This is a genomic window from Streptococcus australis (genome assembly GCF_015553625.1).
GTDB classification, from domain to species: domain Bacteria; phylum Bacillota; class Bacilli; order Lactobacillales; family Streptococcaceae; genus Streptococcus; species Streptococcus australis_B.
On record NZ_JADNGY010000002.1, the window covers coordinates 286,861 to 302,804 of the forward strand.

Annotated in this window: 17 protein-coding genes; 5 read left to right on the plus strand and 12 right to left on the minus strand. The window is 41.9% G+C overall.

All coding sequences use genetic code 11. The features are described from left to right. Positions 1 to 100 precede the first annotated feature (100 nt). The 3 genes from I2D56_RS02885 to I2D56_RS02895 form a co-directional block, all read right to left on the minus strand. Complete coding sequence (locus I2D56_RS02885; protein WP_195347941.1) at positions 101 to 1,027, minus strand: hypothetical protein; 927 nt, start codon at positions 1,025 to 1,027, stop codon at positions 101 to 103. 156 nt (positions 1,028 to 1,183) lie between these two features. After that, the gene (gene thrB, locus I2D56_RS02890) at positions 1,184 to 2,059 is read right to left on the minus strand and encodes a homoserine kinase (RefSeq protein ID WP_195347942.1); all 876 of its coding nucleotides are present in this window, start codon (positions 2,057 to 2,059) and stop codon (positions 1,184 to 1,186) included. Between the two features lies 1 nt (position 2,060). Continuing rightward, entirely contained in the window at positions 2,061 to 3,347 is a 1,287-nt protein-coding gene (locus I2D56_RS02895; RefSeq protein WP_195347943.1) for a homoserine dehydrogenase, read from the minus strand. Between the two features lie 221 nt (positions 3,348 to 3,568). Between I2D56_RS02895 and I2D56_RS02900 the strand changes: the two genes are divergently transcribed. Beyond that, a complete protein-coding gene (locus I2D56_RS02900; protein WP_195347944.1) occupies positions 3,569 to 4,477 on the plus strand; it encodes a polysaccharide deacetylase family protein in 909 nt (302 codons plus the stop codon). 58 nt (positions 4,478 to 4,535) lie between these two features. On the opposite strand, the gene I2D56_RS02905 is transcribed toward I2D56_RS02900, so the two are convergent. From I2D56_RS02905 to I2D56_RS02940, 8 genes are all read right to left on the minus strand, one after another. Next, positions 4,536 to 5,492 carry an ABC transporter permease gene (locus I2D56_RS02905; protein ID WP_195347945.1) on the minus strand — a complete coding sequence of 319 codons (957 nt, stop codon included), beginning with the start codon at positions 5,490 to 5,492 and terminating at the stop codon, positions 4,536 to 4,538. A gap of 2 nt (positions 5,493 to 5,494) precedes the next feature. Next, a complete protein-coding gene (locus I2D56_RS02910) occupies positions 5,495 to 6,550 on the minus strand; it encodes an ABC transporter permease (RefSeq protein WP_195347946.1) in 1,056 nt (351 codons plus the stop codon). Beyond that, a complete protein-coding gene (locus I2D56_RS02915) occupies positions 6,543 to 8,075 on the minus strand; it encodes an ABC transporter ATP-binding protein (RefSeq protein WP_195347947.1) in 1,533 nt (510 codons plus the stop codon). The genes I2D56_RS02910 and I2D56_RS02915 overlap by 8 nt, the downstream gene beginning before the upstream one ends. Before the next feature lie 137 nt (positions 8,076 to 8,212). Then, positions 8,213 to 9,268, minus strand: a complete 1,056-nt coding sequence (locus I2D56_RS02920) for a BMP family lipoprotein (RefSeq protein WP_006596011.1) — start codon at positions 9,266 to 9,268, stop codon at positions 8,213 to 8,215. Positions 9,269 to 9,346: 78 nt separating this feature from the next. Beyond that, positions 9,347 to 9,736, minus strand: a complete 390-nt coding sequence (locus I2D56_RS02925) for a cytidine deaminase (protein ID WP_023027005.1) — start codon at positions 9,734 to 9,736, stop codon at positions 9,347 to 9,349. After that, positions 9,723 to 10,385, minus strand: a complete 663-nt coding sequence (gene deoC / locus I2D56_RS02930; protein WP_061564122.1) for a deoxyribose-phosphate aldolase — start codon at positions 10,383 to 10,385, stop codon at positions 9,723 to 9,725. Before deoC ends, I2D56_RS02925 begins: the two co-directional genes overlap by 14 nt. 22 nt (positions 10,386 to 10,407) lie before the next feature. After that, a complete protein-coding gene (locus tag I2D56_RS02935) occupies positions 10,408 to 11,685 on the minus strand; it encodes a pyrimidine-nucleoside phosphorylase (RefSeq protein WP_125335879.1) in 1,278 nt (425 codons plus the stop codon). After that, positions 11,682 to 12,275 carry a class I SAM-dependent methyltransferase gene (locus I2D56_RS02940; protein WP_154853268.1) on the minus strand — a complete coding sequence of 198 codons (594 nt, stop codon included), beginning with the start codon at positions 12,273 to 12,275 and terminating at the stop codon, positions 11,682 to 11,684. Before I2D56_RS02940 ends, I2D56_RS02935 begins: the two co-directional genes overlap by 4 nt. A 95-nt stretch (positions 12,276 to 12,370) precedes the next feature. On the opposite strand from I2D56_RS02940, the gene coaA reads away from it, so the two are divergent. The 3 genes from coaA (at position 12,371) to I2D56_RS02955 (ending at position 14,243) form a co-directional block, all read left to right on the plus strand. Further along, positions 12,371 to 13,291: a type I pantothenate kinase gene (coaA, locus tag I2D56_RS02945; protein WP_195347948.1), complete on the plus strand. Its 921-nt coding sequence runs from the start codon at positions 12,371 to 12,373 to the stop codon at positions 13,289 to 13,291. 107 nt (positions 13,292 to 13,398) lie between these two features. Continuing rightward, on the plus strand, positions 13,399 to 13,647 hold the full coding sequence (rpsT, locus tag I2D56_RS02950) for a 30S ribosomal protein S20 (RefSeq protein ID WP_023023719.1): 249 nt from the start codon (positions 13,399 to 13,401) through the stop codon (positions 13,645 to 13,647). Between the two features lie 65 nt (positions 13,648 to 13,712). Further along, entirely contained in the window at positions 13,713 to 14,243 is a 531-nt protein-coding gene (locus I2D56_RS02955) for a DNA topology modulation protein (RefSeq protein ID WP_195347949.1), read from the plus strand. 24 nt (positions 14,244 to 14,267) lie between these two features. On the opposite strand, the gene I2D56_RS02960 is transcribed toward I2D56_RS02955, so the two are convergent. Continuing rightward, a complete protein-coding gene (locus tag I2D56_RS02960; protein WP_023027012.1) occupies positions 14,268 to 14,846 on the minus strand; it encodes a TetR/AcrR family transcriptional regulator in 579 nt (192 codons plus the stop codon). Between the two features lie 127 nt (positions 14,847 to 14,973). On the opposite strand from I2D56_RS02960, the gene I2D56_RS02965 reads away from it, so the two are divergent. Further along, a complete protein-coding gene (locus I2D56_RS02965) occupies positions 14,974 to 15,816 on the plus strand; it encodes a DegV family protein (protein ID WP_195347950.1) in 843 nt (280 codons plus the stop codon). Positions 15,817 to 15,944: the final 128 nt, after the last annotated feature.

Genomic DNA, 15,944 nt, shown 5'->3' on the forward strand with positions numbered 1-15,944 from the left:
TATAACAAAAACCAGCCCACTTTTCGACCCAGAAGTAAAAAAACAGAAACAGCCAAAGGACCGATTCTGTTTTAATTTTTTTAAACAAGGGTTAATTGAATTAGCCAATCTTACGTGCAATCCCACGTGTTTTTTGAGTAGACAAGGCTGAGCTAATGGCAACACCACCCCCAATAATAGTGAAGACTGCCAACATAAAGAAGTTAAAGAAGTATTTTTCAGGTGCTTCACCATTTAGTACAAGGGAATTGATCAAATCAAATCCATCACTAAAGTCGAGTCCAAGCTGTTTAACTGCTTCTAAGGCATAGTCAAATTGGTGAACGAGAACAATAGTCACCAACAAGAGGATACTAGAAATAACTGCACCAAGTTTGCTAAATTTCTTCCCTAAGATCTCATAGCCTTTGACAACACAGATCCCAAGGATAAAACCAGCATAAAAAGCTACGTAGCCGAGACGGGCAATAAAAAGAGTAACAGCCCCTCCAATAATGGCACCAATAAAGGCACCGACTGTTCCAAGAAGGACATTTTCTTTCTGACTATTATATGAATCTGTTTCAATTTTTAGTTGGGAACTCACAATTTGATAGTTTTCTTCATTCATCAAGAAAAGGGAATCTCCAATCTGGTAGAGACCAACCGGTCCTTTTTCACCAGAGTAGCCACAAACAGTGTAGAAGCCATTGGTCTGTAAAAATTCCAGGATTTCTGTTACGGCTTGGTGAATGTTTTCAATCGTTTTTGCTTTGGTCATCCCAGCTTTTACAGTGAAAGTTGTGACATATTGGTTGAGGCTAATGCTCTTTAGAACAGAAGATTCTTTGACCATTTGATGCAATTGAGCCGCTGCTTCTTCTGCATCATCACGTGAAACAGAAAGAGCAATGGTAAAAACATTTTTTGTGTCGGTTTCTTTCATTAAGAAGAAATAGCCAGAGTTTTCCCCATAAATAGATGAGGTTTCCGGATCATACTGGAATCCAAGTTCCGTAGCAAGTTGATGACGTTCAAAGTCTTTCATTAGAATTACAGTCTCCTTTACAATTCTATCTATCTTTCGAATAATTGTTTATTATCCTAAAATAATTTGATAGACAAATGATTTATAGAACTATTTTATCATAGATAAATAAAATTAGATAGACTAATTTAGCCTATCTAATCATTTTTTATTGAATCAAGATTCACTGGCCTCTACCTTCACACCAGTTGTGTCAATCTTTAATGAGAAGACCTGACCATTTAAGTCCTTAGACTCCAAGTCTTTGGCAAAGGTTTCTGCATGTTCAACTGGAAGCAAGGTCATAATAGTTGGACCTGCACCAGAAAGGTAGGTGGCATAAGCATCGTGTTGATGTGCAACTTCTTTAACCTGAGGGAACTCTGCAACCAACTGTTGGCGGTAGCGCTCATGGAAGCGATCCGCTTCGATAGCTTTTCCTGCAACTCGTAAGTCACCCTTAGCAAGAGCAGCAATGGCCACATTTGCAATTGAACTAGCTGCCACAGCTTCCTTATACGTCCACTCACTTGGAAGGACATTTCGGCTATCGCTAGTCTTGAGTTCGTAATTGGGAACAAAGGCTACCAAAGCACACTCAGGGAATGGAAGGACCAAATGATTGGTCTGCTGATCCACATAGCTCGCTACGACCAGATTTCCAAAAATGGCTGGCGCTACGTTATCCGGATGACCTTCGATTTTTGTCGCAATTTCTAGTTTATCTTCATCACTTAGGGATAATTTGCCCAGTTGATTGGCCAACTCAATCCCCGCTACGATAACAGAGCTGGATGAACCCAAACCACGCGCCAAAGGCACTTCACTGGTCATCTTGAGACGATGAGGAGGCAAATCAGATGCAACTTGGAGAGCGGTTTGAAGCAATAGATTCTCTTCATTGCTTGGGATTTCCTCTCCCAAGTCATGTTCAATCCACCAGTTTTCTTGCGTTTCTAGCACATCAATGGTCAAATACTTAGAAACAGCGATTCCAACAGAATCAAATCCTGGCCCTACATTGGCACTAGTCGCTGGTACTGTAATTCTCATCTTATTCTCCCAATACTTTAAAGGTATTCATGAGTTTGAAATTCGGCTCTGAATCCAGTTTTTCAACCAAGTTCTTGAATTGCGTCTGGTTGACTTGGTGGGTAATGATAACCACACTTGCAAATTGACCATCTGAGTCTTCTTGAAGGATTTGCTTGAAGGAAGCTCCTTCTGCATTAAAGATTTCCGCAATACGTAAGATTTGACCAGTCGCATCTGGTGCCTTGATTGAGAAGTAATAATTGTTCTTCACATCTTCAGGCTTAGCCAATTGAAGCGGGCGGCTGTATTCGTTGAAGGCTTTACCGATTGTTCCTTCATTCAAACGACGAACAATGCGAACGATGTCAGCTACAACACTAGTCGCAGTTGGTTTTTGACCTGCCCCTGGTCCATAGTACATAGACTCACCAATCCCGATCGATTCCACATAGACCGCATTCATGACGTCGTTCACGCTAGCAAGTGGATGTTCTTTAGGAAGGAAGGTTGGTGTCACTTCTGCTGCAATCCCTGACTCTGTTTCAACAATCGAGCCGACCAACTTGATCACATAACCAAGGCTTTGGGCTACTGAGACATCTTGAGGAGTGATTTGGCTGATCCCTTTGTGCCCTACTTGGTCAAATTGGATGTTCATCCCAAAGGCAAATTGGCTCAAAATCACCATCTTATAAGCTGCATCGATTCCTTCAACGTCATTGGTCGGGTCACTTTCAGCGTAACCAAGGCGTTGCGCTTCTGCTAAAGCATCCTCATAAGTCCAGCCTTCTTCGACCATTTTGGTCATCATGAAGTTAGAAGTACCATTGACCACACCGAGAACTTTGGTCACCTTGTCAGAAGCCAAGGAATTCACCAAGGTCCGAAGGATTGGAATTCCACCCGCTACGGCAGCTTCATAATAAAGGGCTACTTGGTGTTCTTTTGCAATCTCTAGTAACTCACTTCCATGAACGGCAAGGAGGTCTTTGTTGGCAGAGACCACGTGCTTTCCTGCTTCAAGAGCGCGGGTGATAAAGGTCTTGGCTGGCTCAATCCGGCCCATCAACTCAACCACGATAGCAATATCTTTGTCTTCAATGATCTCATCGACATTGGTTACAAAATTGTAGTCATGGCCAGCTGCTTGCAAGCTTTCTTTCTCCGCATCATCGCGAACCAAGACCTTAGCAATCTCAATGTCATCTTGAGCAGCCTGGCTGATCTTTTCATGGTTTTCTTTTAATAAAAATGGTACGCCGCTGGCAACAGTACCAAATCCTAGTAAGGCAATCTTAACAGACATGTTGGTCTCCTTAAACATCTAATATATTCCATTATATCAAAAATTAGCCCTTTCTGACTAGTTCTTTGCCCTTCTTCCTCTACAAGAACTTTACTTTTTGAGATTTAGACCTCCTCTTCAAACTAACTAGCAACCCATGCCTTCAATAACAGCCTAGATCTCCTGAAATTTTACCCCATTTGTAACTTTGTCTTTAAGAGATTTCATGACCCTATGATATAATGATATTGATAAAGAAAGGGGTCTCTATGAATCACCGAAAAAGACGTGTCCCAAAGAAAATACGATTACTACTGATTTTAAATGCTTTTCTTCTGTCTTGCATATTCTTTTTAGGGTTCCTCCTATTGAAACAGGGGACTATTGCTGACAAGCAAGAAACAAATACAAGTCAGACGATGAAACAGCAAGGTTCTACTACCAAATGGGTAAAACAAGAGCAACCTGTGAAAATCCCAATTCTCATGTACCACGCTGTTCACACGATGGCCCCTTCGGAAGAGGCCAATGCCAACCTCATTGTAGCACCAGAAACCTTCGAGAGTCATCTCAAAGCCTTAAAAGGGGCCGGTTACTACACCCTGACGCCTGAAGAAGCTTATCGCGCACTTACAAAAAATGAACTGCCTGAAGGTGGCAAAGTCGTTTGGTTGACGTTCGATGATGGAATTTCAGACTTTTATACCATAGTCTATCCACTCCTAAAAAAATACCAAATGACCGCAACCAATAATATCATTACTTCATTTTCTGAAAAGGAAAAACCAAGTGTTCTAACCTTTGATCAAATCAAAGAAATGAAAGCACAAGGCCTTACTTTTGAGAGCCATACGGTATCCCACCCAGATTTGGCCCAATCAGATACTGCCACTCAAAAAGCTGAACTAGCCAATTCCAAAAAAGTATTAGACAAGAAACTCAATCAAACCACGACCACCATTGTCTACCCCGCTGGTCGCTACTCTGACGTCACCATGGATCTAGCAAAAACCAATGGCTACAAAATGGGCTTGACAACCAACAATGGACTAGCTAGTTTAGATGATGGCCTCTACTCACTAAAACGTCTGCGGATCTTGCCAACTACGACAGCAGAAAACCTACTTGCAGAAATGCAAACCAATCCATAAGCATACAAAAAGCACGAGTCCGAGTGACTCGTGCTTTCTTTCTCCATAAAGGAGGCTTTTATTTAGACTTGATGTAGTTCACACCATCTGCTTTTGGCGCAACCGACTTACCAAAGAAGGCTGCAAGGACGATGATGGTCAATACATACGGAGCAATACGGAGGTACACTCCTGGAATATGAGCAAGGAAAGGAATCTGCGTAGACACAACCGCCAAGGCTTGTGAAAGACCAAAGAATAGACTGGATAGCATGGCACCGATTGGGCTCCATTTACCAAAAATCATAGCCGCTAGGGCGATAAATCCAGGTCCTACAATGGTAGTTGCAGAGAAATTAACAGAAGCAGATTGCGCATACAAGGCACCCCCAACTCCTCCTAAAAATCCAGAGATGAGCACACCATAGTAACGCATGAGGTAAACATTAATCCCAAGAGTATCAGCAGCTTGTGGATGTTCACCGACTGAGCGAAGGCGAAGACCGAACTTCGTTTTAAACATAATAAACCATGCTACAAATGAAAATCCAATCGCGACATATCCCATTAAGCTTGTGTTCTTGAAGAAGATATCACCAATGACAGGGATATCAGACAAGAAAGGAAAATCAAATTTACCAAATGACAAATCGATATTGTTGGTTTGACCTTTTCCGTAGATTGCTTTTACCAAGAAGACAGCTAAGGCAGGAGCCAACAAGTTCAATACCGTACCACTCACCACGTGGTCAGCACGGAAGTTGATAGTAGCTACAGCATGGATAGCAGAGAAAATAAGACCAACCAAACCACCTGCAAGGAGAGATAACCAGATGGTCATGCCACCAAGAGAGTCAGCAAAAGTCAAGTTAAACACGACTCCTGTGAAAGCTCCCATAACCATGATACCTTCCAAACCGACGTTAACAACACCAGCATGTTCGGAGTAGGCTCCTCCGATACTAGTGAAAATGAGGGGAGCAGCATAGACCAGCATATTCGATACAAGAATCGTTAGTATAGCAACAGTATTCATCCTTACTCTACTCCTTTCATTTGTTTTTTAGGCTTGATGTATTTTTCGATAATGTAATGAGCACTTACAAAGAAGATAATCGAAGCTGTCACAATATTGACAAGTTCTGGTGGAATGGTCGCTGTGGTCATACCTGGCGCACCTGTTTGCAGGGTACCAAGCAAGAAGGCCGCAAAGACAATCCCGATAGGAGAATTGCTAGCAAGGAGGGCCACCGCCATCCCATTAAATCCAATAGCCAAGGAACCAGGTTGAACATAAATGTTCTGGAAGGTACCGATTCCTTCTACTGCTCCACCGATCCCACAGAGGGCACCTGAAATCACCATGGAAAGAATGATGATTCGTTTAGCTGACATCCCTGCATAATCTGAAGCATTCGGGTTAAGACCAACGGAACGGATTTCAAAACCAAGGGTTGTTTTCTTAATAATGAACCAAACTACTGCAACAGCAATCAAGGCGATAAAGATACCAATATTCATCCGTGACTTGGTTAATTCAGTCAGAAAACCTAGTCGATAACTTGCATTTGCCCCTACTGTGATACTAGATTCAGAATCGACCATGAACTTTTTAGGGAAGTTCCGGATGATTTCATTTCCAGCAAACAGGACGATGTAGTTCATCATAATGGTAACGATGACTTCACTCGTTCCCAAAAATGCTCGCAAGATACCTGGAATCAAACCAACGAAACCACCTGCAATTGCAGCCACAAGGACTGTTAAAGGAATCATTAAGATACGAGGGATATCTGGAAAAGATAAAGCGAACCATACTGCCGCAATCCACCCAGCCAAGGCCTGTCCTGGTAAGCCAACATTGAAAAATCCAGCTCGGCTAGCTACTGCAAATCCGAGAGCGATCAAAACCAGTGGTCCCATGGCGCGGAAAATTTCACCCACATTTTTAATAGAACCAAAAGCTGTCTTGAAGAGTTCTTCATAACCCCAAAGAGCATCATAACCAAAGATCCACATGATGACGGCTCCAAGGATGATTCCTAGGATTACAGAAATAAAAGGAATAGCAATTTGTCTTGTATTTTTATTCATTTGAAGCCTCCTTGATTTCTCCACCAGCCATTAGAATTCCAAGCTCTTGTTTGTTGGTCTCAGATGGCTTCACAATACCTTGGATTTTTCCATCATGAATAACAGCAATCCGGTCTGATAGGTTTAGAATTTCATCTAATTCGAAGCTGACAACGAGGACGGCTTTTCCTTTATCACGTTCGTCAATCAAACGTTTATGGATGTACTCAATCGCACCAACGTCCAATCCACGTGTCGGTTGGCTAACGATTAACAAATCTGGATTCCGATCAACTTCACGAGCAATAATGGCCTTTTGTTGATTTCCTCCTGATAGAGCACTTGCTGGAACAATCTCGTTGGCTGCACGAACATCAAATTCTTCCATCAACTTGCGGGCATATGAATTGATTTGATTGTAATTCAACACACCGTTTTTGCTAAGTGGTTCTTTGTAGTAAGTTTGAAGTGCGATGTTTTCAGAAAGCATCATTTCGAGAACAAGACCATCACGATGACGATCCTCAGGAACGTGGCTGACATTCATTTCAGTAATCTTACGTGGGGAAAGACCAACAACTTCTTGTCCCTTAATTTTGATACTACCTGATTTGACTTTGCGAAGTCCGGTAATAGCCTGAATCAATTCACTCTGACCGTTCCCATCAATCCCTGCAATCCCGACAATTTCACCTGCGCGAACATCAAGAGATAGCTCTTTGACCGCAGGAACACCACGGTTTTCATTCACGACTAAGTCAGAAATTGCAAGAACCACTTCTTTAGGCTGTGCTTCTTCTTTTTCCGTTACGAAAGAAACTGAGCGCCCAACCATCATTTCTGCCAAATCTTTATTGGTAGCACCTTCGATACCAACAGTTTGAATAGATTTACCACGACGAATAACTGTGACACGGTCTGCAACGGCACGAATTTCATCTAGTTTGTGAGTGATAAGGATGATAGATTTCCCTTCTTTAACAAGGGTTTTCATAATTTCCATCAACTCCAAAATTTCAGCAGGAGTTAACACTGCAGTAGGCTCGTCGAAAATCAGAATATCAGCTCCGCGATAGAGTGTCTTCAAGATTTCTACACGTTGTTGAGCCCCAACAGAAATATCTTCAACCTTTGCTGTAGGATCCACAGCCAAGCCGTAGCGTTCTGACAATTCAAGGATATCTGCATTAGCTTTTTTCAAATCTAATACGCCTTTATTAGTGACTTCGCTACCAAGAATGATATTTTCTGCAACAGTGAAAGCTTCCACCAACATGAAGTGCTGGTGAACCATCCCAATCCCTAGAGAAGCAGCCTTTGAAGGAGAATCTAGTTTTTCAGACTTCCCATTGACCACAATTTCTCCGCTCGTTGGTTCCAAAAGACCAGCCAACATATTCATCAGGGTTGATTTCCCAGCTCCATTTTCACCAAGAAGTGCATGAATTTCACCTTTACGCAATTCGAGGTTGATTTTGTCGTTTGCGACAAATTCACCAAAGATTTTGGTAATTTCACGCATCTCAATGACGTTTTCGTGTGCCATTCGAATATTCCTTTCTAGAAAACTATATTTTATTTCAGTAGGACCTGCTAAACGAGTTAGTAAGTTCTATTGAGACAAAATGTCCCAACACCTCATAAAAAAGCGACCCAAGAAGGATGGATCGCTTCCGGAAGGTTTTATTTCTCAGGTGCTTTTACACTACCATCGATAATTTGTTTTTTAGCATCTTCTACTGCTTTTTTAGCATCTTCAGAAAGATTAGAAGTTGTCAAATCAACACCACCATCTTTCAAACCAAATGTGATCACTTTTCCACCTGGGAATTTGCCATCAGCAGTTTGAGTTGCGATTTCTTGAACAGTTTTACCAACTTGTTTTAAAGTTGAAGCCAATACGAAGTTAGATTCTTTACCATCTTTTGAAGTGTATTTACCTTCATCAACTTGGTCACGGTCTACACCAAGAACCCAAACTTTTTCGTCTTCATTTTTCTTCTCGTTCAAGTCTTTTGCTTCCTTGAAGACACCAGCTCCTGTACCACCAGCAGCTTGGTAAATAACGTCAGCTCCTGCAGCGTATTGTGTCGCTGCAATAGTTCTTCCTTTTTCAGGGTTGTTGAAGTCTTCAGCATATTGTACGTCTACTGAAATGTCTTTGTTTACAGACTTCACGCCTGCTTCAAATCCTTTTTCGAAACGAGTGATAACTTCACCACGTGCTCCACCGATGAAACCAACTTTGTTAGTCTTAGTTGTTTTGGCAGCAGCAACCCCTGCAAGGTAAGCAGCTTCATTATCCGCAAAAACAGCAGATGCTACGTTCTTCTTATCACCAACAACAGAGTCAATGATAACGTAGTTGATGTCAGCATTTTCATCTGCCGCAGCTGTTACTGCTGGAGCAAGTTTGTAACCAACACCGTACACTAATTTGTAGCCGTTTGTAGCAGCTTGGCTGAAGTTATTTGCAAAATCTGCTTCACTTGTAGATTGGAAATAAGTAAATCCGTTATCTTTAGAAAGACCGTTTTCTTTCCCCCAAGCTTGTAGACCTTCCCATGCAGATTGGTTAAATGATTTATCATCAACACCACCTGTGTCAGTAACGATAGCAGCTTTTAAATCAGTTTTTGCATCTGAAGAATCTTTGCGAGACGCACGATTTCCACATGCAGCAAGTCCGATTGCAGCGACAGTTACTAGACCTAGGCCTAACCATTGTTTCTTGTTCATTTCTGAACCTCCTAAATAAGATATGCAACTAAGTTGCGGATTAATATAAGGGTCAATAGACCGCCTTTACAGAAGTTACTAGGTAAGATCTGTAAAGGAATATGGAAGCAATTCCTTGACCGTCATCACGACCGTCGATTTATCTTTGGCTACCAAAGTAACCGGTAGGTCTGGCTCGAAAAATTCAGCCATCACCTGGCGACAAGCACCACAGGGTGAAACTGGTTTTTCAGTCTGACCATAAATAATTAATTCCTTAAATGAACGCTCTCCTTCTGAAACAGCCTTGAAGATAGCTGTTCGCTCACCACAATTGGTCAAGCCGAAGCTAGCATTTTCAACATTGACGCCTGTATAAAGCTTTCCATCATCTGTCACAAGGACAGCCCCGATTGGAAAATGAGAATAAGGTACATAAGCATTCTCACTTGTTTTTACAGCTAGGTCAATCAACTCAGTAGTCGCCATGGGCTACTTCTCCCTTCATAATGGCTACTCCAGAGGAAGTACCAATTCGGTTAGCACCCGCTTGGATCATAGCTTGAGCATCCTCATAGCTACGAGTCCCACCAGATGCTTTTACTCCCATATCAGGTCCCACAACCTGGCGCATGAGAGCCACATCCTCAACAGTTGCCCCACCAGTAGAAAATCCAGTCGAAGTTTTGACAAAGTCAGCTCCCGCCAATTTAGCGATCTGGCAAGCTACTACTTTTTCAGTTTCGGTCAATAAGCAGGTTTCGATGATCACTTTTACCAAGCGATCACCACTTGCATCTACAACAGCCTGAATGTCCTCTTCTACTAATGTCAGATTTTTTGATTTCAAGGCACCGATATTGATGACCATATCGATCTCATCGGCTCCATTTTGGATGGCATTTTGAGTTTCAAATGCTTTAACAGCTGGTGTATTTGCGCCAAGAGGGAAACCAATCACTGTACACACTTTTACATCTGAATCCCGAAGTCCTTCTGCAGCGAAGTTGACCCAGGTCGGTTGGACACAAACACTTGCAAAATCATATTCTTTCGCTTCTTCGATCAAAGCCTCGATTTGTTCTTGTTGTGCATCAGGTTTTAATAATGTGTGGTCAATATATTTGTTTAATTTCATTAATAAATCTCCCCCAAATGAATTACGAAACAATTTCAATAATTTCTGAAACGCTTACAACCTTGTCTAGTATTTTAACATTTTTTTGGAATTCTGCAATGGTTTTTTGACTAATTTCTAAATTTGTATAAATAGTTGCAACAAGGTCGCCTTTTTGAACAGGATCCCCAACTTTCTTAGCAAAAACAATCCCTGTTTCATAATCTAAATCATCTGATTTGACTGCTCTGCCAGCCCCAAGACGCATAGCGAAGAGTCCGTGTTCCATCGCAGGCAAGGCTGCAATATAGCCATCCTCTTCTGCATAGACAGGCACTTGTTCTTTTACCTGAACTGGACGATAGAGATCGTCTAAATCTCCACCTTGAGCAAGGACCATTTCTTCAAACTTCTTCAGTGCTTTGCCGGCTGTCAGATGCTGCTTGATTTCTTCCAAGCTGGCCGTTACCCCGCCGAGTTCCAGCATAATTTGAGCCAATTCACAAATGAAGTGAGTCACATCTTCTCTGCCTTTGCCTTGAAGAATATCTAAGGCTTCAAGAATTTCGAGACGGTTCCCGATGCTGGTTCCTAAAGGCTGGCTCATATCTGTCAAAACAGCAATGGTCTTACGACCAACAGCATTACCAAGATCTACCATGGTACGAGCCAGTTCACGCGCCTCTTCAATGGTCTTCATAAAGGCCCCTTCTCCAACGGTGACATCGAGAAGGATGGCATCCGCTCCAGCCGCAATCTTCTTACTCATGACCGAGCTGGCAATCAATGGAATTGTATCAACCGTCGCTGTTACATCCCGAAGTGCATAGAGAAGCTTATCCGCCATGACCAATTGGTCCGACTGTCCAATGACAGAAAGGCCAATCTCTTGTACTTGTTTAATGAACTCTTCCTGGGTCCGCTCAATTTGGAATCCTTTAATAGATTCTAGCTTATCGATGGTCCCCCCTGTATGTCCAAGACCACGACCGCTCATCTTGGCAACTGGGACGCCAAAACTAGCCACTAGAGGTGCCAGTACAATTGTTACTTTGTCCCCTACACCACCTGTTGAGTGTTTGTCCACCTTGATGCCTTTAATAGCGGAAAGGTCGAATTGCTCCCCTGTCTCCACCATCTTCATGGTCAAATCTGAAATTTCTCGGGTCGTCATCCCCTTGAAATAAACCGCCATGGCAAAGGCAGCCATTTGATAATCAGGTACTGTTCCAGCCACATAGCCTTCGATCAACCAATGAATCTCATCTTTACTCAACTCAATGCCATCACGTTTTTTCTGAATGATATCTACAGCTCTCATGTGACTTTTTCACTCCTTAAAATATAATAACCTTTGTCTTTTTTGAGGATTTCACAGTTTCCAAAGACTTCCTCCATTTTAGCTTTCGCACTAGGAGCACCCTGCTTTTTCTGGATAACAATGGTTAAGTCTCCCCCAGGATTCAAATGGTCAAAACTTCCAGAAAGTACTTCATGGACTACCTTTTTCCCAGCCCGAATGGGAGGGTTACTGATAATATGATCAAAACTTCCCTCAACCTGATCATAAACATTGGATTGGAAGATCTTTGCTTCAACTTGATTTAAATCTGCGTTTTTCTGAGCTAGATCTAAAGCCCGTGTATTGACGTCTACCATAGTCGCATGGATCCCTTGGGCCTTAACCAAAGAGAGACCAAGTGGACCATACCCGCAACCAACATCCAAAACCATCTCTCCTTGCTGGAAGGACAAACAAGATAAAAGGACCTGGCTACCAAAGTCGATCATTTTCTTACTAAAAACACCGGCATCCGTCAGAAATTTCATCCGCTCCCCTAAAAGAACCACCTGTAACTCATGGATATCATGTTGGGCATCTGGATGTTCGTCATAGTACATTTTACTCATATTAGCATTATAGCATAATTTAACCTATTTTTAAATCGTTTACAGAAGATCTCAAAACTGATATACTAAAGGTCACTATGGAGGAAAGGCTTGCAATGGATAAAGAATTTCTACACTTCGAAAAGATCAATCGACAAACTTGGCAAAATCTCCACCGGAAATCAACCCCTCCTCTGTCTGAAGAGGAATTGAATTCAATCAAGAGTTTTAACGACCTCATTAGCTTGCAAGATGTAACAGATATCTACTTACCCTTGACACATCTGATTCAAATCTACAAAAAAGCGAAAGAGGATTTAGCATTCTCAAAAGGCATTTTTCTCCAACAGGAAAGTAAAAAACAGCCTTTTATGATTGGAATTTCAGGGAGCGTGGCTGTCGGCAAATCAACGACTAGTCGTCTCCTTCAAATCCTTCTTTCTCGGACCTTTTCTGGTTCCACTGTTGAATTGGTGACCACCGATGGTTTCTTGTATCCCAACGCCACCTTGATTGAACAAAACATTCTCAATCGCAAGGGCTTCCCTGAAAGTTATGATATGGAGCTCCTTTTGGATTTCCTCAACCAACTCAAAAATGGTCAAAGCTATCAAATCCCCGTCTATTCTCACGAGATTTATGATATCGTCCCTGACCAGAAGCAAACCATCCAAGCTGCGGATTTCATTATCGTAGAAGGAATCAACGTCTTTCAGAATCCTCAAAATGATCGGCTCTATATGACAGACTTCTTTGACTTCTCCATCTATGTGGATGCTGAGGTTGCCAATATTGAATCCTGGTATATCGATCGCTTTAAAAAGTTGTTGGACCGTGCAAAGGATGATCCAAACAACTACTACCACCGCTTTACCAAGCAACCTGAAGAAGAAGTCCTCACTTTCGCTCATCAGGTATGGGAGTCAATCAACCTCTTAAATCTAAAAGACTATATCGAGCCCACCCGGAACCGAGCCGAACTGATCCTGCACAAATCTGCCAACCATGAGATCGACGAAATCTATCTCAAGAGATAAGAGTTTTAAGACAAAATAATCTTTAAAAAAATAGCGATTCGAAGAAAAATTAGTTTGGGCTTGTCAAAAGAAAAGTTTTCAGATATAATAAGAGAGTTAGATTATCATTGGAGGTGAAAAAATTGGCAAACATTAAATCAGCTATCAAACGCGCTGAATTGAACGTTAAACAAAACGAAAAAAACTCAGCTCAAAAATCAGCTATGCGTACTGCAATCAAAGCTTTTGAAGCAAACCCATCTGAAGAACTTTACCGCGCTGCTAGCTCAGCTATCGATAAAGCAGAAACTAAAGGTTTGATCCACAAAAACAAAGCTAGCCGTGATAAAGCACGTCTTGCAGCAAAACTTGGCTAATCAAGCATTGCATACAAAATGAGCTCCTCGGAGCTTTTTTTGTTGCTTCCAAATGAGGAGAAGACATGAAAATTATGATTATCGGCTATTCAGGATCCGGCAAGTCAACTTTGGCTGAAAACCTAGCCCGTTACTACTCCATTCCAAAGCTCCACATGGATACCCTTCAATTTCAACCGGGTTGGATAGACAGTGACCGAGATTGGATGGAGCAAGAAATGAAACAGTTTCTCAGCGATCATAGAGACTGGGTTATTGATGGCAATTACTCTTGCTGCTGCTATGAGGAGAGAATGGAGCAAGCCGACCAGATCATCTTTCTCAACTTCTCTCGTTGGAACTGCCTCTATAGAGGGTGGAAACGATATCGCCGTTATAAAGGCCGCGTCCGTGAGAGTATGGCAGAAGGCTGCCCTGAACGCTTTGACTGGGAATTCATCCGCTGGGTTCTTTGGGATGGTCGCCAAGTCAGACAGGTCACACGCTATCAGACTGTCGGCCAAACCTATTCAGACAAATTCATCGCTCTCAAAAACCAAAAAGAACTAGACCGTTTCCTAAATAAAGTCAAAAATGACCTACTAGAGTCGAAATAATCACTCGATCTAGTAGATCATTTTTTATTTTCTTTTCTTTTGAGGAAACAAGGGAAGACCCAAGGAGGCCATCTTCTCCGCCGGCACCTTCATGCCATCCTTAATCCATTTAGCTAAGACAGAGACAATGGCTGAGCTGAGGAAGGAATTTAAATAACTAGCTGGTCCTTGTGATGATTTCTGAGTTTTACTTCTCTTTTCCAGAAATTCATAAACAGCCTTGGTGAGTAGTTTTTCAAAATTATAATCGACGGCTAAGCTGATAATGCGGGCTTCCTTTTTGGCCTCTTTAAAGAGATAAACCCAAATCTGGTACAAATCGGTCTTAAAATTATAACCCTCTAAAGACTGGGTAATTTTCGAAACAGTTGATTGGAAGATAGATTCCAGCAATTCTTCTTTTGACTCATAATTTCGGTAAAAAGCTGCTCGGGAAACCCCTGCTCTCTCCACTAACTCCGAAATGGTGATCTTTTTTAGGTCCTTTTTATCTAGCAATTGGAGCAAGGAAATCTCCAGGGATTCCCGTGTAATGGCATTACTCTCTTGGTTGGAGCGTTTCAAATTTTCTAAGGATTTTTCTGATATCTTTCTTTCTGCCATAACACTTACTTTCTATCTGTATCATCCGAATGTATCTGCTTTCAGAGAAAGCAACTTCATGATATAATTGTAAAAAAAGACTAACTACTTGTCAATGTACAATTTTTTACATTTTGAGGTAATAAAAATGACATGGAAAATTATTGCAGATTCAGGCTGTGATTACCGTACTTATGAAAGCGCTGCACCAGATACAAGCTTTGTTTCAGTTCCCCTTACCATTCAGATTGGTGAGACCATCTATACAGACGACGCTAATCTGGATACAGACAAAATGATGGAAGATATGTATGCAACGACTACTGCTTCCAAATCAGCTTGTCCCAGTCCTGATGACTATATGAGAGCCTTCGAGGGAGCTGACAATATTATAGTTGTTAGCATCACTGGTACTTTGTCTGGTAGCCACAATAGTGCTCAAGTCGCTAAAAAACTTTATCAAGAAGAACATCCGACTACCAATATCCATGTGATTGATAGTTTATCAGCTGGAGGTGAAGTGGATCTACTCGTTCGCAAACTTCATCAATTAATCGCCCAGGACCTTGACTTTGATCAAGTGGTCGAAGTCATCACCAAATACCAAGAGAAAACCAAACTGATCTTTGTCCTTGCTAAGGTCGATAATTTGGTCAAAAATGGTCGTCTCAATAAAATTATCGGGACTGTTGTTGGCCTCTTAAATATCCGTATGGTCGGTCAAGCCAGCGATACCGGGACCCTTGAGCTTCTCCATAAAGCCCGTGGCCAAAAGAAAGCTATTTCCACTACTTTTGAAGAAATGCTCAAAGCTGGCTATAAAGGGGGACATATCACCATTGCTCACCGTCGCAACGAAAAATTCGTAGAACAACTCTCTGCCTTGGTCCATGAAAAATTCGCCAATGCGGATATCGAAGTCCTTCCGACCTCTGGTCTATGTAGCTTCTATGCTGAAGAAGGTGGCCTCTTAATCGGCTATGAAATCTAAATCAACATAAATTCAAAAGAGGCTGGGACAAAAGTCCTAGCCTCTCAATTGTCTTTGGATTGTCGAGCAAGACGCAGTGGTTGAGTGGGCTCTACTACGCCGATTTCATCAACTTTTACAGCCCTACT